Origin of the sequence: Prauserella aidingensis (assembly GCF_024171865.1) — a bacterium.
Lineage (GTDB): Bacteria > Actinomycetota > Actinomycetes > Mycobacteriales > Pseudonocardiaceae > Prauserella > Prauserella aidingensis.
The window spans coordinates 1-25,791 of record NZ_JAMTCN010000015.1 but is presented as its reverse complement, the minus strand read 5'-3'; the positions used below and the strand labels follow the sequence as shown (position 1 = coordinate 25,791).

Annotated in this window: 25 protein-coding genes; 14 read left to right on the top strand and 11 right to left on the bottom strand. The window is 70.3% G+C overall.

Features of this window, described 5'->3' with window-relative positions; translation table 11 throughout:
* Positions 1 to 142 precede the first annotated feature (142 nt).
* A complete protein-coding gene (locus LY13_RS15820) occupies positions 143 to 1,123 on the top strand; it encodes a FliA/WhiG family RNA polymerase sigma factor (protein ID WP_372493843.1) in 981 nt (326 codons plus the stop codon).
* Positions 1,124 to 1,204: 81 nt separating this feature from the next.
* On the opposite strand, the gene LY13_RS15815 is transcribed toward LY13_RS15820, so the two are convergent.
* Positions 1,205 to 1,912 (bottom strand): M23 family metallopeptidase, encoded by a 708-nt coding sequence (locus tag LY13_RS15815; protein ID WP_253829222.1) that lies wholly within the window; start codon positions 1,910 to 1,912, stop codon positions 1,205 to 1,207.
* Positions 1,913 to 2,387: 475 nt separating this feature from the next.
* Here LY13_RS15815 and rpsB point away from each other — a divergent pair, with 475 nt between their 5' ends.
* The 5 genes from rpsB to LY13_RS15790 all read left to right on the top strand — a co-directional run bounded on the left by rpsB (position 2,388) and on the right by LY13_RS15790 (position 6,496).
* The gene (rpsB, locus tag LY13_RS15810; protein WP_253829221.1) at positions 2,388 to 3,194 is read left to right on the top strand and encodes a 30S ribosomal protein S2; all 807 of its coding nucleotides are present in this window, start codon (positions 2,388 to 2,390) and stop codon (positions 3,192 to 3,194) included.
* A gap of 51 nt (positions 3,195 to 3,245) precedes the next feature.
* A complete protein-coding gene (gene tsf, locus LY13_RS15805; protein ID WP_253829220.1) occupies positions 3,246 to 4,070 on the top strand; it encodes a translation elongation factor Ts in 825 nt (274 codons plus the stop codon).
* Positions 4,071 to 4,191: 121 nt separating this feature from the next.
* A complete protein-coding gene (gene pyrH, locus LY13_RS15800; protein ID WP_253829219.1) occupies positions 4,192 to 4,947 on the top strand; it encodes a UMP kinase in 756 nt (251 codons plus the stop codon).
* Positions 4,944 to 5,501 (top strand): ribosome recycling factor, encoded by a 558-nt coding sequence (gene frr / locus LY13_RS15795; RefSeq protein ID WP_253829218.1) that lies wholly within the window; start codon positions 4,944 to 4,946, stop codon positions 5,499 to 5,501. Before pyrH ends, frr begins: the two co-directional genes overlap by 4 nt.
* Entirely contained in the window at positions 5,501 to 6,496 is a 996-nt protein-coding gene (locus LY13_RS15790) for a phosphatidate cytidylyltransferase (protein ID WP_253829217.1), read from the top strand. The genes frr and LY13_RS15790 overlap by 1 nt, the downstream gene beginning before the upstream one ends.
* A 64-nt stretch (positions 6,497 to 6,560) precedes the next feature.
* Here LY13_RS15790 and LY13_RS15785 read toward each other — a convergent pair whose 3' ends face one another.
* On the bottom strand, positions 6,561 to 7,400 hold the full coding sequence (locus LY13_RS15785) for a VOC family protein (protein WP_253829216.1): 840 nt from the start codon (positions 7,398 to 7,400) through the stop codon (positions 6,561 to 6,563).
* A gap of 62 nt (positions 7,401 to 7,462) precedes the next feature.
* On the opposite strand from LY13_RS15785, the gene LY13_RS15780 reads away from it, so the two are divergent.
* Complete coding sequence (locus LY13_RS15780) at positions 7,463 to 8,287, top strand: class I SAM-dependent methyltransferase (RefSeq protein ID WP_372493838.1); 825 nt, start codon at positions 7,463 to 7,465, stop codon at positions 8,285 to 8,287.
* On the opposite strand, the gene LY13_RS15775 is transcribed toward LY13_RS15780, so the two are convergent.
* On the bottom strand, positions 8,248 to 8,472 hold the full coding sequence (locus tag LY13_RS15775; protein ID WP_253829214.1) for a hypothetical protein: 225 nt from the start codon (positions 8,470 to 8,472) through the stop codon (positions 8,248 to 8,250). The genes LY13_RS15780 and LY13_RS15775 overlap by 40 nt on opposite strands.
* Positions 8,473 to 8,492: 20 nt before the next feature.
* On the opposite strand from LY13_RS15775, the gene rlmN reads away from it, so the two are divergent.
* Complete coding sequence (gene rlmN, locus LY13_RS15770; RefSeq protein WP_253829213.1) at positions 8,493 to 9,599, top strand: dual-specificity RNA methyltransferase RlmN; 1,107 nt, start codon at positions 8,493 to 8,495, stop codon at positions 9,597 to 9,599.
* A 33-nt stretch (positions 9,600 to 9,632) separates the two neighbouring features.
* Here rlmN and LY13_RS15765 read toward each other — a convergent pair whose 3' ends face one another.
* The 4 genes from LY13_RS15765 to LY13_RS15750 all read right to left on the bottom strand — a co-directional run bounded on the left by LY13_RS15765 (position 9,633) and on the right by LY13_RS15750 (position 13,573).
* Entirely contained in the window at positions 9,633 to 10,406 is a 774-nt protein-coding gene (locus tag LY13_RS15765; RefSeq protein WP_253829212.1) for a hypothetical protein, read from the bottom strand.
* Positions 10,407 to 10,621: 215 nt separating this feature from the next.
* Entirely contained in the window at positions 10,622 to 11,485 is an 864-nt protein-coding gene (catA, locus tag LY13_RS15760; RefSeq protein ID WP_253829211.1) for a catechol 1,2-dioxygenase, read from the bottom strand.
* 52 nt (positions 11,486 to 11,537) lie between these two features.
* Positions 11,538 to 12,641, bottom strand: coding sequence for a mandelate racemase/muconate lactonizing enzyme family protein (locus LY13_RS15755; RefSeq protein ID WP_253829210.1), 1,104 nt, complete (start codon positions 12,639 to 12,641; stop codon positions 11,538 to 11,540).
* Positions 12,638 to 13,573, bottom strand: coding sequence for a LysR family transcriptional regulator (locus LY13_RS15750; RefSeq protein ID WP_253829209.1), 936 nt, complete (start codon positions 13,571 to 13,573; stop codon positions 12,638 to 12,640). Before LY13_RS15750 ends, LY13_RS15755 begins: the two co-directional genes overlap by 4 nt.
* A gap of 237 nt (positions 13,574 to 13,810) precedes the next feature.
* Here LY13_RS15750 and benA point away from each other — a divergent pair, with 237 nt between their 5' ends.
* From benA to LY13_RS15720, 5 genes are all read left to right on the top strand, one after another.
* On the top strand, positions 13,811 to 15,178 hold the full coding sequence (gene benA, locus LY13_RS15745; RefSeq protein WP_253829208.1) for a benzoate 1,2-dioxygenase large subunit: 1,368 nt from the start codon (positions 13,811 to 13,813) through the stop codon (positions 15,176 to 15,178).
* 42 nt (positions 15,179 to 15,220) lie between these two features.
* Positions 15,221 to 15,766 carry a benzoate 1,2-dioxygenase small subunit gene (benB, locus tag LY13_RS15740; RefSeq protein ID WP_253829207.1) on the top strand — a complete coding sequence of 182 codons (546 nt, stop codon included), beginning with the start codon at positions 15,221 to 15,223 and terminating at the stop codon, positions 15,764 to 15,766.
* Positions 15,767 to 16,221: 455 nt separating this feature from the next.
* On the top strand, positions 16,222 to 19,014 hold the full coding sequence (gene benC / locus LY13_RS15735; RefSeq protein WP_308216347.1) for a benzoate 1,2-dioxygenase electron transfer component BenC: 2,793 nt from the start codon (positions 16,222 to 16,224) through the stop codon (positions 19,012 to 19,014).
* Between the two features lie 237 nt (positions 19,015 to 19,251).
* The gene (locus tag LY13_RS15725; RefSeq protein ID WP_253829206.1) at positions 19,252 to 20,577 is read left to right on the top strand and encodes an MFS transporter; all 1,326 of its coding nucleotides are present in this window, start codon (positions 19,252 to 19,254) and stop codon (positions 20,575 to 20,577) included.
* A gap of 136 nt (positions 20,578 to 20,713) precedes the next feature.
* Positions 20,714 to 23,518, top strand: coding sequence for a helix-turn-helix transcriptional regulator (locus LY13_RS15720; RefSeq protein ID WP_253829205.1), 2,805 nt, complete (start codon positions 20,714 to 20,716; stop codon positions 23,516 to 23,518).
* A gap of 150 nt (positions 23,519 to 23,668) precedes the next feature.
* Here LY13_RS15720 and LY13_RS15715 read toward each other — a convergent pair whose 3' ends face one another.
* From LY13_RS15715 to LY13_RS15705, 3 genes are all read right to left on the bottom strand, one after another.
* Positions 23,669 to 24,004: a cupin domain-containing protein gene (locus LY13_RS15715; RefSeq protein WP_253829204.1), complete on the bottom strand. Its 336-nt coding sequence runs from the start codon at positions 24,002 to 24,004 to the stop codon at positions 23,669 to 23,671.
* A 235-nt stretch (positions 24,005 to 24,239) separates the two neighbouring features.
* Positions 24,240 to 24,392 carry a hypothetical protein gene (locus LY13_RS15710; RefSeq protein WP_253829203.1) on the bottom strand — a complete coding sequence of 51 codons (153 nt, stop codon included), beginning with the start codon at positions 24,390 to 24,392 and terminating at the stop codon, positions 24,240 to 24,242.
* A 52-nt stretch (positions 24,393 to 24,444) separates the two neighbouring features.
* Entirely contained in the window at positions 24,445 to 24,882 is a 438-nt protein-coding gene (locus tag LY13_RS15705; RefSeq protein ID WP_253829202.1) for a hypothetical protein, read from the bottom strand.
* Between the two features lie 14 nt (positions 24,883 to 24,896).
* Here LY13_RS15705 and LY13_RS15700 point away from each other — a divergent pair, with 14 nt between their 5' ends.
* A complete protein-coding gene (locus tag LY13_RS15700; RefSeq protein WP_253829201.1) occupies positions 24,897 to 25,316 on the top strand; it encodes a hypothetical protein in 420 nt (139 codons plus the stop codon).
* Positions 25,317 to 25,475: 159 nt separating this feature from the next.
* Here LY13_RS15700 and LY13_RS15695 read toward each other — a convergent pair.
* The coding region (locus LY13_RS15695) for a transposase family protein (protein ID WP_253829200.1) at positions 25,476 to 25,791 on the bottom strand (316 nt) is incomplete at its 5' end.

Below are 25,791 nucleotides of genomic sequence, written 5' to 3'. Positions count from 1 at the left end.
TTCGGCCCATACGGTTGCGCGCAGGGCGGGTGAGTACGTGACGTCCACCCGGGAACCCGCCGACGCGCCCGTTGCCGATGTGCCGGCCGACGCACCACCGGCCGACCAGGACCGTCCCGACACACAAGCGGACGAGGACGTCGTGTCCGGCGCCCACCTCGACAACGGTGAACACCACGACAACGGTGACCACCACGGCAGCGGAGCCGCGGCCACCGGCGCCACGTCCACGAAGGCCACGTCCAGGGAGGCCACGTCCGCCGACGCCGCTTCCGTCGAGGCGCAGGCCGTAGGCACGCCGTCCGACGTCGCCAGCCCGGCGGCGGGCGGCGACGGTGTCGGCTCCGGGGGCGGCCGCGCCGAGGCGGACGCCGCCATCAAGGCGCTGTGGCACGAGTTCGCCACCGAACCGTCGCAGCGGGTGCGCGATCGCCTGGTCTTGCACTACGCCCCGCTGGTCAAGTACGTCGCAGGCCGGGTCGGCACGGGGCTGCCGACACACGTCGACGTCGCCGACCTGATCCAGTCGGGCATCTTCGGACTGGTCGACGCGATCGAGAAGTTCGACCCGGATCGCGGCCTGCGGTTCGAGACGTACGCGATGCAGCGCATCCGCGGTGCGATCCTCGACGACCTGCGTTCCCAGGACTGGGTTCCGCGGGTGGTGCGGAGCCGGGCCCGCGAGGTGGAGCGCACCCTCGAGCGGCTCGGTGCGCGGCTCGGCCGGACACCCACGGACGCCGAGGTCGCCACCGAGCTGGGCATTTCGCTGAACGAACTGCACGAGCTCTACGGCCAGTTGCGCCTGACCAGCGTGGTCGCGCTCGAAACGCTCGTCGCGGCGGGGCGGGACAGCGACTCGGTCGTCGAATCGCTGCCGGACGACGACGCCGTCGATCCCGCGGCGGTGCTCGTCGACCGCGACAACCGCGAGCAGCTCGCTGACGCCATCTCCCAGCTCAGCGAGCGGGACCGCATCGTCGTCAGCCTCTACTACTTCGAGAGCCTGACGCTCGCCGAGATCGGCAAGGTCCTCGGCGTGACCGAGTCCCGCGTCAGCCAACTGCACACGCGCGCGGTCCTGCGCCTGCGCGCGAAGCTCCAGGGCCAGGCGGGGAGCTGACGCCGTTCCGGCGCCGGACCGCGGCCGGGTGGGCGGCACGGCCGGTGCGCGGCGCCGGCAGGGCGCGAGCCGCAGGCCTGGTCAACCGGGCCAGGGTTTGAGCCGGAGCGGGCCTGCCGCCGCGACGACGGTGAGCGGGTCGAGGTACTGCTCACCGCGCCGGAGTCCCCAGTGCAGGCACGTGGAGTCCGGGCAGCCGTCGTGGCCGCGGGCGACGGTGCCGATGCGGCCGCCGGCCTGCACCCGGTCGCCTTCGGCGACGTGTGCGGACACCGGCTCGTACGTCGTGCGCAGTCCGTCGCGGTGCGCGATCGACACGACACCCCTGCCGGCGAGGTCACCGGCGTACACGACCCGGCCCGCGGCGGCCGCCGCCACCGGCTGTCCGGGCTCGGCCACCAGGTCGACGCCGCGATGGCCCGCGCCGTACTCGTTGTCCGGCGGGTCGAACGGGCGCGCCACCTCGGGACGGGGCTTCAGCGGCCAGGCGAGCGTCACTCCGTCCGCCGTCGCGTCCGCCGCGTCGCGTCCGGCGGTGCTCCCGGAGGGCTCCGAGACCTCCGAGACCCCCGACACCTCCGAGACCCCCGACGCCTCCGCGATGCCGGCCTGACCGGCCCCTCCTGGGGTACCGGTCGGGCCGGGTGGGACGGTCGTGGTCGGCGGCAGGAGCGTCGCGAGGACGGCGACCACGGTGGCCACGGCCGCGGTCGCCACCGTGGTCCGGGCGGCGAGGAGCACACTCGCCGTCGTGGGGAGGCGTCCCGGCCTCGTAGGCGTCGCGGCCACGGTGACCGTGGGTGGCCGGAGCCGTCGCCCGTGCGTTCCGGGGCGGGGTGCACACCCGGATGCAGGCGTGCCCACCCGTGGCCGCGCGGTCGAACGGAACCTCATGCGCCCAGCGTGCCGTGCGCGGCGCCGGCCGCAGCCGTGCGCTGCGAATCTGTGGATGGCCGACCTCGATGTGGACAACTAGCGGGGCCGGGGCCTCCGGGTCGAGCACCCAGGGGCGGGCGGCGTACACTACTTGGCGCAGTCTGTGTTCACACAGGCTGACTTCGCGTGCACGTGCGCGCCCCGCCCGCGGCTCCGGCCGCGAACGGGGCAACGGTGCCCGGCGGTCTCCCGGACCGAGAACGACCCGGGAGTCCGGACACCGGCACGGCACCAGGGCGGCCACCGACCCCGGTGGACCGCGACAACCGGCCCCGCGTGCCGGACGAGACGTCCGGCTCGCCAAGACAGAAGAGGTGCGAACCAGGCCATGGCCGTCGTCACCATGAAGCAGCTGCTCGATTCCGGTGTGCACTTCGGGCACCAGACCCGCCGCTGGAACCCGAAGATGAAGCGCTACATCCTCACCGAGCGCAACGGCATCTACATCATCGACCTGCAGCAGACGCTGAGCTACATCGACCGCGCGTTCGAGTTCGTCAAGGAGACGGTCGCGCACGGCGGGACGATCCTGTTCGTCGGCACGAAGAAGCAGGCCCAGGAGGCCATCGCGACGGAGGCCCAGCGTGTGGGCATGCCGTTCGTGAACCAGCGCTGGCTCGGCGGCATGCTGACCAACTTCCAGACCGTGCACCGTCGTCTCCAGCGCCTCAAGGAGCTGGAGTCGATGGAGCAGACCGGCGGCTTCCAGGGGCTGAACAAGCGCGAGATCCTCACGCTCACCCGTGAGAAGGACAAGCTGGAGAAGACCCTCGGCGGTATCCGCGACATGTCCAAGGTGCCGAGCGCCATCTGGATCGTGGACACGAAGAAGGAGCACATCGCCGTCGGCGAGGCGCGCAAGCTCAACATCCCGGTCGTGGCGATCCTCGACACGAACTGCGACCCGGACGAGGTCGACTACCCGATCCCGGGCAACGACGACGCGATCCGTTCCGCCGCCCTGCTGACCAAGGTCGTGGCCGAGGCCGCCGCCGCCGGTCTGATGGCGCGTTCCGGTCGTAACGGCGCCGCTCCGGAGGGTGAGGACAAGCCCGAGGCCGCCGAGCCGCTGCCCGAGTGGGAGCAGGAGCTGCTCGCCGGCTCCGAGGCCGCCGGTCAGAGCACCGCTTCCTGATCCAGTACCGACACCACCTGCGCATCCCGCGACAGAGAACGGAAACGCACGATGGCGAACTACACCGCGGCAGACGTGAAGCGCCTCCGCGAACTCACCGGCTCCGGCATGATGGACTGCAAGAAGGCGCTGGAGGAGAGCGAAGGCGACTTCGACAAGGCCGTTGAAATCCTGCGCATCAAGGGCGCCAAGGACGTCGGCAAGCGTGCCGAGCGTTCGACCGCCGAGGGCCTGGTGGCAGGCGCCGGCGGCGCCCTGGTCGAGCTGAACTCCGAGACCGACTTCGTCGCGAAGAACGACGAGTTCCAGCAGCTGGCCGACAAGCTCGTCCAGGTCGCCCAGGAGCAGAAGACCGACGACGTCGAGAAGTTCAAGGCCGCGCAGGTCGACGGCAAGTCCGTCGCCGAGCTCGTCCAGGAGCTGTCGGCCAAGCTCGGCGAGAAGCTCGAGGTGCGCCGGGTGACGCACTTCGACGGCAACGTCGAGACGTACCTGCACCGCCGTGGCTCCGGCCTCCCGCCCGCGGTCGGCGTGCTCATCGAGTACACCGGCGAGGGCGAGGCGGCAGCCGAGGCCGCACGCGGTGCGGCGCTGCAGGTCGCGGCGCTCAAGGCGCAGTACCTCACGCGTGACGAGGTGCCGGCCGAGACCGTCGACAACGAGCGTCGGATCGCCGAGTCGACCGCCCGCGAGGAAGGCAAGCCCGAGCAGGCGCTGCCGAAGATCATCGAGGGCAAGGTCAATGCCTACTACAAGGACAACGTCCTGCTGGAGCAGCCGTCGGTCACGGACAACAAGAAGACCGTGCAGGCGCTGCTCGACGAGGCCGGGGTCACCGTGACGCGGTTCGCCCGCTTCGAGGTCGGTCAGGCCTGAGTCAGCTCGCACACATGTGCCCCGTCTCCCGCCAGTCCGGAGGCGGGGCACATGTGCGAGACGCACATCGACACCGACATCCGTCCGATCGCCGCCGCAGACGCTGAAGGGACCAGCGGATATGACCGAAGGACAGACCGACCGGCCCGGACGCGGTTATCGGAGGGTTCTGCTGAAGCTCGGCGGGGAGATGTTCGGCGGTGGTTCCGTCGGCGTCGACCCGGACGTGGTCCACTCGGTCGCCGTGCAGATCGCCGAGGTCGTGCGTGACGGTGCGCAGATCGCGGTCGTCATCGGCGGCGGCAACTTCTTCCGCGGTGCGGAGCTGTCCACGCGTGGGCTCGACCGTGACCGCGCCGACTACATGGCGATGCTCGGCACCGTGATGAACTCGCTGGCGCTGCAGGACTTCCTCGAGAAGGAGGGCGTGCCGACGCGCGTGCAGACCGCCATCACGATGGGCCAGGTCGCCGAGCCCTACATTCCGCGCCGCGCCGAACGCCACCTGGAGAAGGGGCGCGTCGTCATCTTCGGCGCGGGTACCGGCATGCCCTACTTCTCCACCGACACCGCCGCGGCCCAGCGTGCTCTGGAGATCGGCTGCGACGCCGTGCTGATGGCCAAGGGTGTCGACGGCGTGTTCACCGCCGACCCGCGGGTCGATGCGAGTGCCAAGCTGTACGACGAGATCACCCACCGCGAGGTGCTCGAACGCGGCCTCAAGGTGGCCGACACGACGGCGTTCAGCCTGTGCATGGACAACAACATGCCGATCATCGTTTTCAACCTTCTCACCGAGGGCAACATCGCCCGCGCGGTCAGCGGTGAGAGGATCGGGACACTGGTCAGTACACCGACGAACCTGGAGCAGCCGTGATCGACGAGACGCTCTTCGACGCAGAAGAGAAGATGGAAAAGGCGGTGTCTCACGCCAAGGAGGAGCTGTCGTCGGTGCGCACCGGCAGGGCGAGCCCGGCGATGTTCTCCCGCATCACGGTCGAGTACTACGGCGCGCCGACCCCGCTGAACCAGATGGCCAGCATCAACGTCCCCGAGGCGCGGATGGCCGTCGTCAAGCCGTACGACGCGTCGCAGCTCGCGGCCATCGAGAAGGCCATCAGGGACTCCGATCTGGGCGTGAACCCGAGCAACGACGGCCACGTCATCCGCGTCGTCTTCCCGCAGCTCACCGAGGAGCGGCGCAAGGAGATGGTCAAGGTCGCCAAGCAGAAGGGCGAGGACGCGCGTGTCTCCGTCCGCGGGGTGCGGCGCAAGGCGAAGGACGAGCTCGACCGCATCGGCAAGGACGGCGAGGCCGGTGAGGACGACGTCGCCCGTGCCGAGAAGGAGCTGCAGAACCTCACGGACAAATACGTCGCCCAGGTGGAGGAGCTCGTCAAGCACAAGGAATCCGAGCTGCTCGAGGTCTGATGCCGAACGTGACCGACGACCAGGAGCGGCGCTCCGGTGCTGCCGATCCTGGCCGGCGTCCGGACGAGAGCAACGACGCCGCAGTGTCCGAGCCGGGTGACCAGCCGGGCCGGCGCGCCCCACGGGGCGGGCCGCCCGGCTCGTCGGCGGCTCCCGACGGGCCCGTGCCGAAGCAGGGCAAGAAGGGCAAGGCCGGGAGGAACCTTCCCGCAGCGATCGGTGTGGGGGTGCTGCTCGGCGGCGCGATCCTGACGTCGCTGTTCACGGTCCGGTACCTGTTCATCGGGATCGTCGCGATCGCCATCGCGATCGGCACGGTCGAGCTGAGCAAGGCGTTCCGCAGGGCGGCCGACATCCGTATCGCGATGACGCCGGTCCTGGTCGGCGGTCAGGCCATGATCTGGTTGGCGTGGCCGTTCGGCAGGGAAGGCGCGTTGACGGCGTTCGTCGTCACGGTGCTGGTGTGCCTGCTGTGGCGGTTGCCCGCCGGTGCCGACGGCTACGTGCGGGACGTCGGGTCGTCGGTGTTCGCGGCGGCGTACCTGCCGTTGTTCGCCTCGTTCGCGGCGATGCTCGTGCCGCCGGACGACGGCGTCGGCCGGGTCATCTCGTTCATGGTCGTCGTGGTCGCCTCCGACACCGGCGGATACGTGGCCGGGGTGCTGCGGGGTCGGCATCCGATGGCGCCGTCGATCAGTCCGAAGAAGACCTGGGAGGGCTTCGCCGGCTCGCTCGCCGCGGGTATCGCTGCCGGTTCGCTGGCGCTGTCGCTGCTGGTGGACGGCGTCGCCTGGCAGGGCGTGCTGTTCGGGATCGCGATCGTGCTGACCGCGACGCTCGGTGACCTCATGGAGTCGCTCATCAAGCGTGACCTCGGCATCAAGGACATGGGGAACCTGCTGCCGGGGCACGGCGGGTTGATGGATCGGCTCGACTCGCTGTTGCCGTCGGCGCTCGCGTCGTGGCTGCTGCTCAGCGCCTTCGTGCCCGCCTGACGCCGGGGCGCTCAGCCCGACGTCCGGCGCCGGGGCGTGCCCGTGGCGGAGTCCGCGGTGGGCTTCAGTCGTCGTAGGGGTCGTCGACCTCGGCGCGTCCGACACCCAGGTCGACGGGGCAGCTGTGGTCGACCACGGAGAACACCGCACCGCCGGGGTCGGCAAGCACGGCGATCCGGCCGAACGGCGTGTCGAACGGCGGGGTGATCACCGACCCGCCGAGCATCAGACTCTGCCCGGCCACGGCGTCGGTGCCGCGGTGCGGGTCGACCTGTAGATACACCATCCAGTGGGGGCTGCGGCCCGCGTCCTCCGGTGGCAGGACGTACCGGTAGATGACGGGATCGCCACCGAGCCGCCATTCCAGGTAGTCGATACCGTCGGTGCCGACCTGGTGGCTGGTGTAGCCGAAGAGCTTGTCGTAGAAGCCGTCGGCGCGGGCGGCGTCGTGCGTGTTCAGGTCGCTGCCGCTGAAACTGCCGGGGAGGCTCCTGGCGAACGTCCAGCTGTCGGCGAGCTGCCAGAACACGACGGGGGTGCCGCTCGGGTCGAGCGCGTGCACGATGGCGCCACGGTCGGGGATCTCCACGGGCCCGAGGGTGACCACGCCGCCGAGGTGCTGTACCCATTCGGCGGTGGCCGCGGCGTTGGTGACGGCCAGGTGCGGTACCCAGCCGGTCGGCTGGTTCCGGCCGGCCTGGTACATGCCGCCGACCTCCCAACCGTCGAGTGTCGCGATGTTGTAGCGGTGGTTGACCGTCGCCGGATCGCGTTTGACGGCGAACGTCCAGCCGAACAGCTGCTCGTAGTACGCCCGTGCGGCGGATTCGTCAGGGGTGGCGAGTTCGACCCAGCACGGCGTGCCGGCGGCCAGTATCGCGGTGGGTTCGTTCGTATCGGACATGGTCACGCGACCCTTCGGCGCCGTCATCTTCGAGCAGAAACCGTCCTCGACCTGAAACGTGGATGATCTTACGCCCGGGGAAGCGGCGTCGATACGCTGAGTGCGTGAACCGGCTCCTGCGCAAGACCGAGGTCTATCCCAGTCCGAACATCTGGTACCACCCCGGCACCTACGAGCTGGAGAACCGGGTGCAGGACGTGGACGGGGCGATCTGGGCGGAGCTGGCCTCGGGCGTGCCGTGGGCGGGCAGGGACGTCGTCGACCTCGGGTGCGGTGACGGTTTCCACCTGCCGCGGCTGGCGTCGGAGGCGCGGTCGGTGCTGGGAGTCGAGCCACACGCCCCGCTGGTGCGGAGGGCGCGGCAGCGGATGGCGGGTTCGACGCACGTGCGGGTCGTGCGGGGCCGCGCGCAGCGCATCCCGGCCGCGGACGCGTCCGTGGACGTGGTGCACGCCCGCACCGCGTACTTCTTCGGCCCCGGTTGCGAGCCCGGGCTGCGGGAGGTCGAGCGGGTCCTGCGGCCCGGCGGGGCTCTCGCGATCGTGGACCTCGACACCCGGCACGAGCCGTACGGCGCGTGGATGCGTGCTGACCTGCCGCACTACGACCCCGACGCGGTCGACGCGTTCTTCGACGGTGCCGGGTTCGGGTGCACACGGGTGGAGACGCGCTGGGCTTTTCCCGATCGGGAGGCGGTGGAGGCGGTGCTGGGCATCGAGTTCAGTCCGCGGGTCGCCCGGCGGGCCGTGGAGGAGACGTTGCGCCGGAACGCCGGGTCCCGCGAACCGGTGGAACTGCCGGTCGGCTATCGGGTGCTGGTGCGCCGCAAGCCGACCGGCCTCGTCCTTCACTCGTCGTCGGACGGTGCTTCGCCGAGTATCCCGTAGAGCGCGCGGCGGGCCTCGTCGAGCGCCTCGGTGGCACGGGCGCGTTGATCGCTCGAGCCCACCTGGGACACCTGTTTGGTCGCGACCATCAGTGCGTGGGTCGCCTTGCGGAGCCGTAGCTCGTTGGGGTCGGCCTCCTGCGCGAAGTGTTCCCACGGCGGCGTTGCCGCGCCGTATGTCGACATGTGGGACCATGGAGAGCGCTATGACTGCCCTTCCCCTTGTTTTCGACGCGCCCCGCCGCGGCCTGCCCGCACGGCATCTCGCCGACCTCACGCTGGACGAGCGTGCCGAGGCGGTTGCCGAGCTCGGCGAGAAGCCGTTCCGCGCGAAGCAGCTGTCGAACCACTACTTCTCGCGGCTGACCGTCGACCCCGAGGAGATGACGGACATCCCGGCCGCCTCCCGGCAGAAGCTGGTCGACGAGCTGATGCCGACGCTGCTCACCGAGGTGCGCGCGCTCGACTGCGACGACGGCGAGACGCGCAAGACGCTGTGGCGCGCGCACGACGGGACGATGCTCGAGAGCGTCCTCATGCGCTATCCGGATCGCGCGACGCTGTGCATCTCCAGCCAGGCCGGGTGCGGGATGGCGTGCCCGTTCTGCGCGACGGGCCAGGCCGGGCTGGACCGCAACCTGTCGACGGCGGAGATCGTCGACCAGGTGAGGTCGGCGGCCGCGGTGATGCGCGACGGCGCGATGTCGGGCGGCGAGGGCAGGCTCTCGAACATCGTCTTCATGGGCATGGGGGAACCGCTCGCCAACTACAAACGGGTCGTGGCCGCGGTACGCCGGATCACCGAGCCCACGCCGGCGGGGCTCGGCATCTCGCAGCGGTCGGTGACCGTGTCGACCGTCGGCCTGGCACCGGCGATCCGCAAGCTCGCGGACGAGCGGATGCAGGTGCGGCTGGCGGTGTCGCTGCACACGCCCGACGACGAGCTGCGTGACACGCTCGTGCCGGTGAACAACCGCTGGTCGATCGACGAGGTCCTCGAGGCGGCGCGCTACTACGCGGACACCTCCGGACGCCGCGTGTCGATCGAGTACGCGCTGATCCGGGACATGAACGACCAGCCGTGGCGCGCCGACCTGCTGGCGAAGCGGCTGCGCAAGCATCTCGGCCACCTGGTGCACGTCAACGTCATCCCGCTGAACCCCACGCCGGGGTCGAAGTGGGACGCCTCGCCGAAGGACGTGGAGCGCGAGTTCGTCCGCCGTGTCAACGACGGCGGCGTTCCGTGCACCGTGCGCGACACCCGTGGTCAGGAGATCGCGGCCGCCTGCGGCCAACTCGCCGCCGAGAGCTGACGGCCGGGCTGCGCGCTCACCCGGTACGCCCGCTCACCTTGCGCCCGCGGTGACCGCGTGCAGACGGTCGGCCAGCATCGGTGAGGCGTAGGTCTTCAACACCTCGCCGCGCGTCGGGCACTGTTCGACGTCCGGGCACACGAGTGGGATCACTGCGGTCAACGTCGTGGTCAGGTGATCGCGGTTCAGCGCGCCGAGGATCTGCCTCGCGCCGAAGATCGCGCCCGAGTCCAGCACGTCCGCGAGGAACGGCGGGAATCGGAGGCGCAGCAACCCGTCGCGGATCGGATTCTGGGCGAGCTTGGCGTACGCGACGGGGTCGAGCCCGGCGGCCAGCTCCCGCAGAAGGGTGCAGAGTGCGTGGCCCCTACGGCGCACCCGGTAGCGCCAGGGGAGAGCTGCGAGCACACGGTCGGCGAGCCGGGTGTAGAAGCCGTCGGGCGCGAACACCTGCGCGACGGCGTCGTGGCACGCGGCCGAGGAGATGCGCTCCAGATGCGTGCGCGCATGCCGACGTCGTCGCCCGATCCGTACGCGCCGTCGTTCGGGCGGAACGGCCGCGACCGCGGCCGGAGTGTGCCGCGCGGCCGTGACCGTGGGTGAACTCGCCGACGGGACCGAACGGCTCGACGCCGGGCCGCTCGCCGTCCAGTTCGGGCGGTGGCTCGACGCACGTGAGCGGGGTTCGGCCGGGGACCGCCGGGCGTCCCGGCCGCATTCGTACCCGCGTTGCGACCCGTAGACGTGCGCGCCTCCACAGTTGCGGCACGCGTACTGGTTGCTGGGCAATCGCTTGCGGTTGGCCACCCGATCCACGCTAGGAATCGGGTTCGTACCGGTCACTCGCCTGTTCCGGTCCCGTTCGGTGGTGGACCGTGCACGCCCGGCGACGTCACTGCTCCCTGTGGGCGAGCGAGGCGCACCGTGTGGGTGCGCGAGGTCGCCCCGAGGTGCGGGCGCCGCCCTTGAACCGACTCGGCCCCGGCACCCGCGAGGAGCGCCGGGACCGGTCACGTCGTACGTCAGCCCGTGACCGGGTCGAGCACGAAGCCGTAGTCGACCGTCGCCGTGCCGTCGCCCGCCGACTTCGGGTCGAGGATCAACTCCGGCTTGACGGCCGAGGCGATGTCGTCGTCGTTGTGCTCGTCGCCCGGGAAGTACAGCTGCGCGGTCAGCAGCTCGTGGCCCGGCGCGGAGACCTTCACGTGCAGGTGGGCCGGACGCCAGGCGTGCCAGCCCGCGGCGGCGATGAGCTTGCCGCACGAGCCGTCCGTCGGGATCTGGTAGGGCGCGGGCTGGATCGTGGTGATCTCGAACCGGCCGCCCTCACCGACGGAGAACGTGCCACGCAGGTTCCACTGCGGCTGGCTCGGCTCGAACTGGCTGTAGAACCCGTCGTTGTCGGCGTGCCACAGCTCGACCTTCGCGTTCTCCAGCGGCGTGCCGTCCGTCGCGGTGACCGTGCCGGTCCAGGTGAGCCTGGTGCCCTGTTCGTCGTCGCGCATCGGGATGGTGCCGACGCCGTTCTCGGCGCACTCGGGTGCATCCGGGACGTAGTACGGGCCCTCGATCGTGCCCTTGCTGCCCTCGCGGTGCTCGGTGGCGACCTCCTCGACCACGTGCTCGACCCACACGTCGAGGAACAGCGGCCACTCACCGTCCTCGCCGACCTGGATCAGCCACGCCTTGAGGGCGTTGTACTCGTCGTAGGTGACCTTCTCCTCGCGGATCGTGTCGTGGATGGCCGACAGCACCCGCTTGGCCAGCCTGTCCACCCGCTCGGGCGGGACGTCCTTGACGGCCTCGTACGGGTTCTTGCTCGTGAAGTGGGCGGTGGCGTTGGCGCCCGCGGCCGCGGCGGTCGGTTCGGTGGGAACGGTGGTCATGGGATCCTCCTTGATTCCGATGTCGGGAACTCCTGGCCCTGCGGCGCGGGAGTCAGGTGTCCTGCCGGTAGTGGGCGAGCTTGTCCGGGTCGATCTCGACGCCGAGGCCGGCGCCGGGCCGGATGGTCAGCTCCCCGCCCGAGATCTGCAGCGGTTCGGTGAGCAGGTCGTCGCGCATGTCCAGGAAGTTCGACAGCTCGCCCGCACGCCGTGAGGTGAGCTCGAACGCCGCCCCGAACGCGACCGTGCACATCGACCCGAGCTGGCCGTCGACCTGGTTGCCCATCACGACTTCGAGCCCCAGCCCCTCGGCCAGGTGGTGGGTGCGCTGCGACAACGTGAACCCGCTGCGGGCGACCTTGATGTTGATCGCCGTGGCCGACCCGCCCAGGATCTCGCGGGTGACGTCGGCGGCGGTCACCGCGGACTCGTCGGCGATGAACGGAACGTCCAACTGCGACACCAGCCAGCGTCGTCCGAGCACGTCGTCGGCGGGGGAGAGCTCCTCGGCGAACAACAGGTCCAGATCGGACATCTGCTGCATCGCCTTCGCCGACTCGGCGGCGGTCCACCCGCGGTTGCCGTCGACGTACAGGTCGATGTCGTCGCCGAGGTTCTCGCGCAGCGCGCGCACCACGGCCGTGTCCAGCGACACGGGGCGCCTGCCGACCTTCACCTTGAACGTCGTGATGCCGTAGGAGTCCCGCATGCGCTCGGCCTCGGCGACCATGGCGGCGGGCTCGTCGAAACCGAGCATGTGCGAGACCCGCATGCGGTCGGTGTACCCGCCGAGCAGTTCGCTGACGCCGACGTCGAGGCTGCGGCCGAGCGCGTCCCAGGTCGCCATGTCGACCGCGGCCTTCGCCGCCGGATTGCCGACCGTGCGGTGCATCCGCGCGTGCATCGTCTCGCGTTCGAGCAGGCTCAACCCGGTCAGCTGCGGCGCGAAGATCTGGTCGATGACGGCGATGATGCCGGTCTGCGTCTCGCCGTAGGTGAACGGCCGGGGCGGGGCCTCGGCGACACCGACCACGCCGTCGTCGGTGTGCACCCGCACCAGGACGTGCTCCGCCGCGTGCACCTCACCGGAGGCGAACTTGAGCGGCTTGCGGTACGGGATGGCGAACGGGATCGCCTCGATCTGCGTGATCTTCATGGACTTCCCTCGGGATTCGGGGCATCGGCTGCGGCCGTGGGGACGGCGCCGGGGGAGACGAGGGCCGGTTCGAGCACGTCGACGACGGAGCGCACCAGGGCGGAGTCGTTGCCCGCGTGCCAGGCGAGCGCCAGTTCCACGCTCCCGGCATCGGCGAGGTCGCGGAACACGACGCCCTCGAGAGGCAGGGCGCGTGCCGACGTCGGCACCATCGCGATGCCCAGTCCGCCCGCCACGAGGGACAACAGCACCGCCGTGCCGGCCGCCTGGTGCTCGCGCTGCGGCGTGAACCCGGCGGCCTCGCAACTGCGCGTCACCGCGTCGTTGACCACCGAATCCTTGCTCGCGTACCCGATGAACCCCTCGGCGCGCAGATCCGGCGTCGACACGACGGGTTCGGTGGCGAGCCGGTGGTCCGCCGGCACGGCCAGGATCAGAGGTTCGTCCTCGACGATGCGCAGCTCGATGTCCTCCCCACGCACCGGCGGGCGCAGGATGCCGAGATCCAGGTCGCCGGACCGGAGCAGGTCGCACTGCGCCGGCGTCAACAGGTCGGCGTTGACGTCCAGCGCCACCTCCGGCAGGTCCCGCTTGAGCGTGCGGGCGATGCGCGGCAGATGCGAGAACGCGGCCGTCCCGGTGAACCCCATGCGCAGCAGCCCGAGCCTGCCGCCCGCGATCTGGCGCACCCCGTGCACACCGTCGGCCAGGGTGTCGAGCACCCGCTGTGCCTCCGCGAGGAAGAACTCGCCCGCAGGGGTCAGGCTCACCTGGCGCGTGGTGCGGGCGAACAGCGTCGCACCCAGCTCGCCCTCCAACTGGCGGATCGCGTGGGACAACGCGGGCTGGGCGAGCCGCAACCGCTCGGCGGCCCGCCCGAAGTGGCACGTCTCGGCGACCGCGACGAAGTAGCGCAGATGACGAAGCTCCATCGCGGCGTCTCCTTCCTGCTGATGCGGCCTCCGCAACGGCGAACGCGGCCGATTCTTCACGGTAAGGAGCAGTATTCATCCATGACAAGGACTTGTTTCCGCAGGATTGATAAGTGATATCGATCAATCCCACCCTGGGTCAGGACTCGGCATTTGCCTTGTTTGTCGCCGTTAACGGCGCTGTCACAGTCGGGACACCCCGCCGACTCAGAGCCGAACGGCAGCAGGAGGACTCAGGTGACCGAGACCCTTGACCACGTGTCGGACGTGATCGCCGACGCCGTCGTCGAAGACCGCGAAGCCGGTGTGTACCGCGCCAACCGGCGAATCTTCACCGACGAGGAGATCTTCGAACTCGAGATGAAGCACATCTTCGAGGGCAACTGGATCTACCTCGCCCACGAAAGCCAGCTGCCCGACCCCGGCGACTACTTCACCACCTACATCGGCCGCCAGCCCGTCGTGATCACCCGCGACAAGCAGGGCGAGCTGCACTGCCTCATCAACGCGTGCGCCCACCGCGGTGCGATGCTCTGCCGACGCAAGACCGACAACCGCACCACGCTGACCTGCCCCTTCCACGGCTGGACATTCCGCAACGACGGCAAGCTCCTCAAGGTCAAGGACCCGGACGGTGCCGGCTACCCGGACTCGTTCGACCAGAACGGCTCCCACGACCTCACCAAGGTCGCCCGGTTCGACTCCTACCGCGGTTTCCTCTTCGGCAGCCTCAACGCCGACGTGCTCCCGCTGACCGAACACCTCGGCGACACCACGAAGATCATCGACATGCTCGTGGACCAGTCGCCCGACGGCCTCGAAGTCCTCCGCGGCGCCTCCACCTACACCTTCGACGGCAACTGGAAGGTCCAGGCCGAGAACGGCGCCGACGGCTACCACGTCACCGCCACCCACTGGAACTACGCCGCCACCACCTCCCGCCGAGGCACCGGCGAGTCCAAGAACGAGACCAAAACCCTCGACGCCGGCAGCTGGGGCAAGTCCGGTGGCGGCTACTGGTCCTTCCCCCACGGCCACCTCTGCCTCTGGACCTGGGCGGGCAACCCGCAAGACCGTCCACTGTGGCCGCAGATGGAGGAACTCAAGGAGAAGTTCGGCGACGCCAAGGGCGAATTCATGGTCAAAGGATCCCGCAACCTCTGCCTGTACCCGAACGTCTACCTCATGGACCAGTTCTCCACCCAGATCCGGCACTTCCGCCCCATCGCACCGGACAAGACCGAAGTCACCATCTACTGCATCGCCCCCAAGGGTGAAAGCGACGAATCGCGCGCCTGGCGCATCCGCCAGTACGAGGACTTCTTCAACGCCACCGGCATGGCCACCCCCGACGACCTCGAAGAATTCCGCTCCTGCCAGCTCACCTTCCGCGCCACCGCCGCGCCCTGGAACGACATGAGCCGCGGCGCCGAACACTGGCTGGGCGGGCCCGACGAGGTCGCCACCGCACTCGGCATGGAAAACGTCATCTCCGCAGGCCAGCGCAACGAGGACGAAGGGCTCTACCCCGTACAACACGGCTACTGGGCCGACACCATGCGCGCCGCCGTCGAAAAGGAAGCGTCCGGCAAGAGCGACGCCTGAGGCGCCCCCGCCGACCGACCAGCCACCAGGAGGCTCTCCGACATGACTGTCACCGCCGACACCACCACCGACGGAGCCGGCACCCCTCCGCGAACCAAACACATCACCCAGAACGACATCGAACAATTCCTCTACCGCGAGGCCCGCTACCTCGACGACCGCGAATTCGAGAAATGGCTCGAATGCTACGCCGACGACGTCGTCTACTGGATGCCCTGCTGGGACGACAACGACAACCTCACCGAAGACCCCCAACGAGAACTGTCACTCATCTACTACCCCAACAAGGGCGGCCTCGAAGACCGCGTCTTCCGCATCCGCACCGAACGCTCCAGCGCGACCTCCCTCCCCGAACCGCGCACCAGCCACAACATCACCAACGTCGAAGTCATCGAACGCCGCGGCGACCTCGTCGACATCCGCTTCAACTGGCACACCATGTACTTCCGGTACAACACCGTCGACCCGTACTACGGCACCTCGTTCTACACGATCGACTTCTCCGGCGAATCACCACTCATCCGCCGCAAGACCGTCGTTCTCAAGAATGATTACATCCACCACGTAGTCGACATCTATCATATTTAGTTTTGACATTGGTCGCCTTGGTGGGCGGTGCCAGTGGCGGAACCTCAGCGCGGCCCTGACTCCGGGATCGCCTTCTCATGAATTCCCACCCGCCAGCCCGACCACCGCCCCTCACGGACGCGCATTCGCGCGGCTGTGTCTGTCGCACCACGGCGGCGCTTTCCTCGTCAGGGCCACGCTGAGAACCCGCGGCGGTGCCGGCGGGCGAGCATGGATCCCCGCTGAACGGCCCGAGCCGGGTGAGCGAGCGTGGGATCTCCGCCGGGCGGTTCGGACCGGGTGGGCGAGCGTGAACGGTCGGTAGAGGTCCGCACCGGGTGGGCGAGCCGCGAATCGCCGCTGGGCGGTTCTGGGCGCGGGCGCGTCGGTACCCGCCTGTGAGTCGTTCTCCCTGCCACTTCGTGTGTGAACCCGCACGGTGACGGGTGTCGGGTCTCGTTTTTCTAGGAGCTGTTGTGAGTCACCAAGTCGCACTGTCCTTCGAGGACGGTGTCACCCGCTTCATCACGTGCGAACCGGACCAGACCGTCGCCGACGCCTCGTACCGGCAACGGATCAACATCCCACTCGACTGCCGTGACGGCGCCTGCGGCACCTGCAAAGCCCTCTGCGAGTCCGGCGACTTCGACGGCGGCACCTACATCGACGACGCCCTCACCGACGACGAAGCCGCCCAAGGCTACGTGCTGCCCTGCAGCATGACCCCCAAATCCGACCTCGTCCTCCGCATCTCCACCACCTCCGAGGTCGCCAAGACCCAGGCAGGCACCTTCGACGCCACCATCACCGGCCTCGACCGGCTCTCGCCCACCACCGTCGCGCTCACCCTCGAGACCCCACAGCGCGACGATCTCGCCTTCCTGCCGGGCCAGTACGTCAACATCGCCGTACCCGGCACCGACGAGACCCGCTCCTACTCGTTCAGCAACGGGCCCGACGAGAAGTCCCTCACCTTCCTCATGAAGCTCGCCCCCGGCGGCGTCATGTCGGACTACCTCACCGGCCGCGCCGCCGTCGGCGACCCGCTCACCTTCACCGGCCCCCACGGCAGCTTCTTCCTCCGCGAAACCGACCGGCCCGTGCTGCTGCTCGCAGGCGGCACCGGCCTCGCACCGATCCTCTCGATCGTGCGCACCATGGTCGCCACCCGATCGCAGCGCCCCGTGCACCTCGTCTACGGCGCCAGCACCGACGACGACGTCGTCGAACTCGACACCATCGCCGCACTCGCCGCCGAACTGCCACAGCTGACCTGGGACTACGTCGTCTCCGACCCGAACAGCAGCGCGCCCAACAAGGGCTACGTGATGAGCCTGATCCGCGACGAGCACCTCTACGACGGCGACGTCGCCGTCTACCTGTGCGGCCCACCGCCCATGGTCGAGGCCGTCCGCACCCACTTCACCGAACGCGGCATCGAACCCACCGGCATCTACTACGAGAAATTCGCCCTCGCCGCCGCGCCCGACACCACCGACGACACCGACGACACCGACGGCGGCGGGCACGACACCACCGCACCGGAGGCCACCATGGACAGCGCCGTCCTCGCCCTCGAACCGGAACCACTCCTCGAAGTCGCAGCTCTCGGTGCAGGCGAAGGCCGTCGCATCGCGGGCCAGGACACGTTCCCCGGCACCACCATCGAACCGCTCGGCGCCGGAATCGCCGCCGCCCGCGCCGCCGGCGACGAAGCCGACACCATGCGCGCCGTCGCCCGCCAGCCCATCTGGCCCACCGGCGGAGGGCGGCCGCTCGACCGCGACCCCGGCGACGAACTCCTCCCCGCCGGAACCGCGCGCGCCATCGCCGGACAGGAAATGCACGCGGTCGACACGGCGCTGAGTCCCCTCGTCGCTGCGACCGCTCCCACCGCACCCGCGACGCCCCCGGCAACGACCCCGGCAACGACCCCGGCAACGACGGACACGCCCGCCACATCCACGACCGCCACGACCGCTCCGGCCACGGACGACGGCTACGAGATCGGTGAGGAGCACCCCTCGGTGCACGAGTCGGACGCGGTGTTCGACGCGCGGCAGGCGCTCGAACTCGGGGCCGTCGAACTCACCATCGGCAGGCTCACCTCGCAGCAGCTGTCCGGATTCCGCCTGCTGGCCGAGGCGACGGTGCCCTGTGTGGACGGTGACCGGTTCGTCGACGCGGCCGCCTACACCGAGACCAACGCCGCCTTCCACGACTACCTGTTCACCCTCACCGGCAACGACCACCTGCTGCAGGCCTACCGCGCACTCGGCGTCAAAGGCCACATGGACGAGGTGCTGCGCGACGCGACGTGGTGCGACCCTCGGTGCACGCAGGACCACCTCGACATCGTCGCGGCGTTCGAGGCCGGCGACCGGCAGGCCGCCCGGTCGCTCGTCGCCGAGCACGCCGCACGGTCGAAGGCCACCACCCGGCGTGCCATGAAGGACGCCCAGCAGGCGAAGCGTCCCGCGTTCGTCTCGCCCGGCCGGTTCGACGGCAAGGTCGTGGTCGTCACCGGCTCGGCGCAGGGCATCGGCGAACGTGCGGCCAGGCGCATCGGCGCGGAAGGCGGACAGGTCGTCCTGGCCGACCGGTCCGACCTCGTCACCGGCGTCGCCGACGACGTCGTCGCCGCAGGCGGACAGGCCCACGCCGTGCTCGCCGACCTGGAGACCTACGAGGGTGCGCAGTCGGTGATCAGCTCGGCGCTGGAGCGGTTCGGCCGCATCGACGTGCTGATCAACAACGTCGGCGGGGCGATGTGGTTCAAGCCCTACACCGAGTTCACCGCCGAGCAGATCCAGGCCGAGATCAACCGCTCGCTCATGACGACGCTGTGGTCGTGCCGGGCCGCGCTGCCGGAGATGGTGCGCCAGGGTGGGGGAACGGTCGTCAACGTCTCGTCCGTGGCCCGCCGCGGCATCCACCGCATCCCGTACTCGGCGGCCAAGGGCGGGATCAACGCGATCACCGAATCACTCGCCATGGAGTACGCCGACGCAGGCATCCGCGTGGTCGCCACCGCGCCGGGCGGCACCGAGGCGCCGCCCCGCCGGATCCCGCGCGGCGGCGACACCCCGCAGACCGACCAGGAGAAGGCCTGGTTCCAGGCCCACATCGACCAGACCGTCGACTCCTCCCTGATGAAGCGCTACGGCACCCTCGACGAACAGGCCGCCGTCATCGCGTTCCTCGCCTCGGACGAGGCGGCCTACGTCACCGGCACCGTCGTGCCCGTCGCAGGCGGCGACCAGGGCTGAACTCCTCGCGGCGGCGGTCACCACGGCCGCCGCCGCGAGTCGAACCCCGTGTTCGGCCGGGCGATCCCCGCCGGACCGGCGCACCGGAACCCGCATGTCCGCCCCCGACGCCGACGCCCGCCACAGCGGGCCGACGCGGTCCGGCGTCGCGCCACGCGGCGCACCGCAGTGTCACATCACGCAGGCACTGCGACACCGCAGTGATCGCCATCCCTTTTCTCTCCCCGGGAGCTCAGAATGTCCGACTCCGACGCAACGAAGCGCCGGCGCACCGTCTTCTGGGTGGTCGCCCTGTCCGCGATCTCCCTCGTCTTCGACGGCTACGACCTGGTCGTGTACGGCACCGTCCTGCCCATCCTGCTCGACGACCCCGGTCACCTCGGCGCGATCAGCCCGCAGCAGGGCGGCGCGCTCGGCAGCTATGCCCTCGTCGGCGTGCTCGTCGGCGCGCTCGCCGCAGGTACGTTCGGTGACCTCGTCGGCCGCCGCCGGATCATGCTGCTCAACCTCGCGTGGTTCTCACTGGGCATGGCGTTCACCGCCATGACCACCAGCGTCATGCTGTTCGGTATCGGCCGGTTCTTCACGGGCATCGGGGTGGGTGCCCTCGTCGGCACCGTCGGCGCGATCGTCGCCGAATTCGCCCCGGCGCACCAGCGCAACCGTCTGAACGCGATCGTCTACAGCGGCATCCCCGCGGGCGGCGTGCTCGCCTCGCTGCTGGCACTGGCGCTCACCGACGTGATCGGCTGGCGCGGCCTGTTCTGGATCGGAGCCGTGCCGATCGTCACCGTGTTGCCGCTCGCGTTCCTGAAACTGCCCGAATCGGCGCAGTGGCTCGCCTCGCGCGGCAGGCACGAACAGGCTCGCGTGGTGGCCGAGCGCAACGGCATCGAGCTGGTGCGGGAGACCGGCCCCACCACCGAGCGGGTGGGATTCCCCGCACTGGCCACCCGTGCGCTCGCGTGGCCGACCCTGCTGCTCGGCACGATGAGTTTCGCAGGACTGCTGCTGACCTACGGGCTCAACACGTGGCTGCCGGAGATCATGGGCGCCAACGGCTACGGCGAGAGTTACTCGCTGGCGTTCCTGCTCGTCCTCAACGGTGGCGCGATCGTGGGTGGTCTGCTCGCGTCGGCGTGGGCGGACCGGACGGGTGCCAAACGCGTCGTCAGCACCACGTTCGTGCTGGCCGCGATCACGCTCGCGCTCCTGCCGCTCGACCTGCCGCTGCTCGTGCTCATGGCCGCCGTGGCCGTCGCGGGCACGGGAACGATCGGCACTCAGGTGCTGATCTACGGCCTGGTGTCGAACTACTACCCGACGCGGGCGCGCGGCGCAGGTGTCGCGTGGTGTGCCGGGTTCGGCAGACTCGGCGGTATCGGCGGCCCGGTGATCGGCGGACTGCTCGTGGGCGCCGGTCTCGGAGGCATGGCCGCGTTCTACATCTTCGCGGGCATCGCGCTCCTCGCCGCGCTCGTGACACTGCTGGTTCCCCGGCCGGCCCACGAGGCGGTGGAGACGACGGCCACCGTGCAGGCGGGCCGGCCCGAACCGGTCTGAGCGGGCGAGACCGGTGAGACCGGCCCGACAGCCTCGGCGGGGCCCGGCGGGCGTGCGCGCACCCGGGCCCCGCGGCCGCGTGCCGACACCGGATCGGAGGGGCGGTTCCGGACGTTCCGGCCGGTACAGTGCGGACGTGAGCGAAGAGGCCCCCGCCCTGGTCGGCAGGGCGCGTGCGCTCGACACGCTCGAGCGTGCCCTCGGCAGGGCCGGCCCACGGGAAGCCGGCTTCGCGGTCGTCACCGGCGGTGCCGGGACCGGCAAGACCGCGCTCCTGTCGGCGCTGGCCGCCCGGCATCACGGCCCCGTCCACCGTGGCTCCGGCGTGTCCTGGGAGACCGACCGCGCTTTTGGGGTCGCCGATCAGCTGGTGCGCGGCCTCGGTGCGGCGCAGGGCATCGCCGACGTCGCCGCCCGCATCGCAGCGCTGGCCGATCCCGCGGACGACCCGGCCGACGACAGCGAGTCCGACGGGGAAACCGGAACGATCGGCCCCGACTCAGGGGAATCCCCGGACGCGCGGGGCACCGGGGCGGCTGCGGACGACGAGACCGGCAGCGGCGACGTCGGCGCCGCCACCCTGCTGATCGTCGACGACGCACAGTGGGCCGACGAGGAATCGCTCCGGGCGCTGGTCTCGGCGGTGCGGCGCCACCCGACGTCGCGGTTGCTGATCGTCGCCGCGACGCGCAGCACCGACCGCGACGTGCTGCGGCAGGCGACCGCGACGGTCGTCCACCTGCCCGCCCTCGGCGTCGGCGAGGTGGCCGACCTCGCCGACGCCCACGGCACCGCGCTCTCCCGGGCGATGGCCGAACAGCTGACGCGGCACACGTCCGGCATCCCGGCGCACGTCGTGGACCTGCTCGCCGAGGTACCCGCCGAGACGTGGCGCCGCTTCGACCCGCAGCTGCCCGCGCCCGCCGCTGTCGCCAAACGGGTGGCCGCCGCGAGGCAGCGCTGCTCGGAACCCGCCCGCAGGCTCATCGACGCCGCCGCGGTGCTCGGCCAGGGCGCGTCGGTCCGCGACGTCGCGCTGTTGGCGGGCCTCGGCGACGGCCCGGGCGGGCTGCTCGACGTCGCCGACGAGGCGTGTGCCAGCGGCCTCGTGCGCACCGGCCCGCGCGGGCTCACCGAACTCGGACCCGCCGACCCCCTGGTGCGCGCGGCCGTACTGGACACGCTGGGCCACGCCGCGGCGGCCGATCTGCGCATGCGGGCCGCCGACATCGTCGACGACCCGGTCCAGCGGACCCGCCTGCTCGTCGCGGCCACCCCCGTTCCCGACGCCGAGCTCGCCGACCGGCTCGACGCGCTGGCCGTCGACCACGCCGAGGAGGGTGCGTGGGCGGTCGCCGCGTCGCTGCTCAGCGACGCCGGCAGGCTCACCGAGGACCGGCTCGTCCGCGAACGTCGCATGACCCGCGCCGTCGACGCGCTGATCGGTGCGGGGGACGCCCTGGGCGCGGGTGCGCTCGTCCCCGAGGTGGAAGGGCTGCGCGAAACCCCCTTGCGCAACGCGGTGCTCGGGTACCTCGCCGTCGTGCGGGGCAGGCCCGCCGAAGCGGAGGCGCGCCTCGACCGCGCGTGGCGGCTGGTCAACCCCGACCGCGATTCCGCCGTCGCCGCGGTGATCGCGCAGCGGTACGTCCTGCACTGTCTCTGCCGATGCCGTTCCGGGGAACTCGTGACGTGGGCGGACCGGGCGATCGCGCTGGCGGGCGAGCACGACCCGACGACGGTCGAGGCGGCGGCGGTCCGGGGACTCGGACTCGCGGGCACCGGCCGCGGTGACGAGGCGGCCGCCGCATACTCCGAGCTGACCGATCGGGTGCCCTCGGGTGCGCAGTGGCAGCGGATCGTCATGGGACGCGGGTGGCTGGGACTCGGCCGTGACGCCTTCGACGATGCGCGCACCGACCTCGAACTCGGCGTGCCGACCACCGTGCTGGGCGGGTCCACTCGGGTGTCCCTGTGGGCGCGGGGCTGGCTGGCGCGGACCCAGTTCCTCACCGGCGAGTGGGACGAGGCGCTGCGTACCGTGCACGCCGCGCAGGACGTGCTCGACCGCAGTGGCATCGCCGTCACCGGACCGTTGTTGCACTGGTCGGCGGTGGCCGTGCATGCGTTGCGCGGCGAGTGGGACGCGGTCGAGACGGCCTCCCGCCGTGCCGAGGCGGGTCCGCGCGACTACGAGATCATGCAGGTGCCGTCGTATCTGGCGCACGCGCTGGTGGCGGAGGTGAAGGCCGACGCCGCCGGGGTGCTGCGGGCACTGCGGCCGTTGACGAAACCGTGGGCGCGACACTCCGTCGACGACGAACCGGGCCGCTGGCCGTGGGCCGACATGTACGCACACGCCCTCGTCGCAGCAGGCCGCGTGGACGAGGCCGACCCGTTCCTGCGCCCGCACGAGGAGCGAGCGGCCGAACGCGGACCGGCGTCGGCGCGTGCCCGGCTCAGGGCCGCGCGCGGCAGGATCGCCGCCGCCCAGGGTGACCTCGGTGCGGCGCGGACCGCGTTCGGGGAAGCGCTCGAACTGATCGACGGCCTGCCCCTGCGCTACGACCGGGCCCGCATCGAATTCGTTCACGGCCAGGTCCTGCGCCGTGCGGGTAAGCGCAAAGAGGCCGACGAGGCGTTCACCGCCGCGCGCGAAGTGTTCGCGGCGCTCGGCGCGGTCACCTACGTCGAGCGCTGCGACCGCGAGACCAAGGCGGGCGGTGTGCGGGCGCCCCGCGGCGAACGCGAGCCCGGCGAGCTGACCCCGCAGGAGCAGGCCGTCTCCCGGCTCGTCGCGCAGGGCATGACGAACCGGGAGGTGGCCGCCGAGCTGTACCTGTCGACGAAGACGGTGCAGTTCCACCTCACCCGCGTCTACGGCAAGCTCGGTGTCCGCTCCCGGTCGGAACTGGCCGCACGGCTGGGCGCTGTGGAGTGACCGGGCGCGTCAGTGAGGGGTCGACGCCCGAGGGGCGACGGGTGTCAGTTCCTGCGCCAGGCCGTGCGGCGGCGCCCTCAGCGCAGCGTGGTGGTTCGGCGCCGGCGCAGCGTCGTGATTCAGTGGCGTCGTGTTTCCGTGGCGTGGTGTTCAGCGCAACGCGACGGTCAACAGCACGGCCGTGTCGGTGAGGGCCTCAAGGCTGTGCCGTTCGGGCGGGACCGGCAGGAGGTCGCCAGCGTCGACGGACCATTCGCGGTCCGCGGTGTGCAGTCGGGCGCGGCCGACGAGGACCTGCAGCGTCGCGGCCGGCGGCGCGTCGTGCTTGCCCAGTTGCGCGCCCTCGGCCAGCGCGATGACGGTCGCCCGCTGGGACGGGCCGGAGGTGACGGTCCGTGCGGCGCGCCGGGAATCGTGCTCGCGTGCGGTGCCGAGCAGCTCGTGGGCCAGGTCGGTGATGGCGGTTCGCTCCGGGTGACCGGTCATCTCACGGCGCCCCGCGCGCCGCCTCGGTCCCCGCGCTGGCCGTGCCTGTGCCGTCCGGGTACGTGCCCGTCATGTCTCGCCGCCCTCCGTACGAGTCGGTTGGCCCGAGGAACTCACACCGCCATTGTCGGCCGGGTGCGGCGCCGCTGCCACGCGGCGGGCAGCACGGCAGGCCGGTGTCATGCCTGCGGGGCAGCGCGGACGGACGCACGTTCGCGACGCCTCGAAGGAGAACTCAGGCGAGGTTGTATCGAATCAGCACCCACGCGAGAAACAGGTTGCTGGACAGCTGGATGTCGACGACCTCGACAGCTGGATCGGCCATGAACTCGTTGGCCTTCCGGTCCAACTTCTCCGGATTGCTCGAGTAGAACGTCTTGATCTTCATGGTGCGGAACGTAGCAGGATCGTCGAGTGGGCCGCAGATTGTCGAACGGCCGTCACGGCGGAGTGCGCGGCGGCAGGCCGGTCGGCCGGAGGCGGTCCGAATCGTTTCGTGAGCTGACACCGCCCGATCTCAACGATCGGTGACCGCTCGGATAAGCGGCTTGCTGCGTCACGGACACATCCGATGCGGGTGGCCGAAATCCGGCCTTGTCGAGCATGGTGTCGATTTCCTGACGGCCGCGTTCGATCATGCTGAGCAAGTTGTGCAACGGGGTGTGCTTGGGCAGGGGCATGTCGGCGATCAGGTCGCGGGCCGAGAACTCACGGTGGACCCACCGCCACAGGTCGACGACGTGAACGAGCTTGTTGTGGTGCACCGAGCTCAGCTTGTGACCGTAGGACGTCGGGTCGTATCCGAGCGCGGCGCGCAACCCGGAGCGCCGAATCAAGGTGGCGGCCCAGATCGGCGCGCGAATGCCTGTCGCCGCCACCTTCGTCGCACGGGGTGGGGATCGTCGCGACGATGTGCTGGGCGACCCTATTCGGCGATGGTTTCGGTGGGATCGACGACCGTAAGGATGGGCACGGTCGCGGTGAGGTGTCCTGCGATAGTGGCGGTGAGGAAGTCCGTGACGAGATCGGCGAAGAAGAGGCGGTAGATTTCACAGAAGAGCGCGCCGCTCCAACCGGTGTTCGGTTGCGCCTTGCCGGTTTCGACCGCGTGGCGCACCGCGGGATTTTCGCTCAACAGCGTTTCAGCAGCGTTCGTCGCGGCTCGGCGAGCGGCAGCGTCGACGACCTGACCACCATTGCCGACCGTGTATTCGACGAATCGACTTACGAACAGTTCGGCGCGTACTTCGCCGGCTCCCGCTGGAGCAGGGCCGAGAACAGCCGGGCCGCGATCTTGGATGCTCTCGAGTAGGTCGACTAGAAGGGAATCCTCGTAATCATTATCGCTGGACAGGTCCTAGTATCCCCAACGGATGTCGACGAATTCGTCGCCGACGCACGAGCCACCTACCCGATCGCCGCAGCGAATCCCGGCAATATCCTGATCTCATTGAGTTGATCTCAGCGAGTTTCAGGTCGGCCGGTGTTCGAGGTGAGTGAGGGCGAGTGCGGCTTGGATGATGCTGCCGATCTTGCTGGGGCTGGCGGTGATCCGTTGTAAGGTGCGCCAGCGGCCGGTGAGCAGGGCGAATCCGCGTTCGCCGAGGCAGCGCAGCCTGCGTAGCAGGGCGTTGTAGGTGCGGTTGTCGGCATCGAGGACTTGGTTGCCGGGTGGGTGTTTGATCGGGGTGTGCACTCCGATTCCGGTGCCTTCGTAGCCGCCGTCGGCCAGGGTCGGCAGCCCCTGTGAGGCGGCGGCGTACAGCGCGCCCAGCGCATGTTCGCGG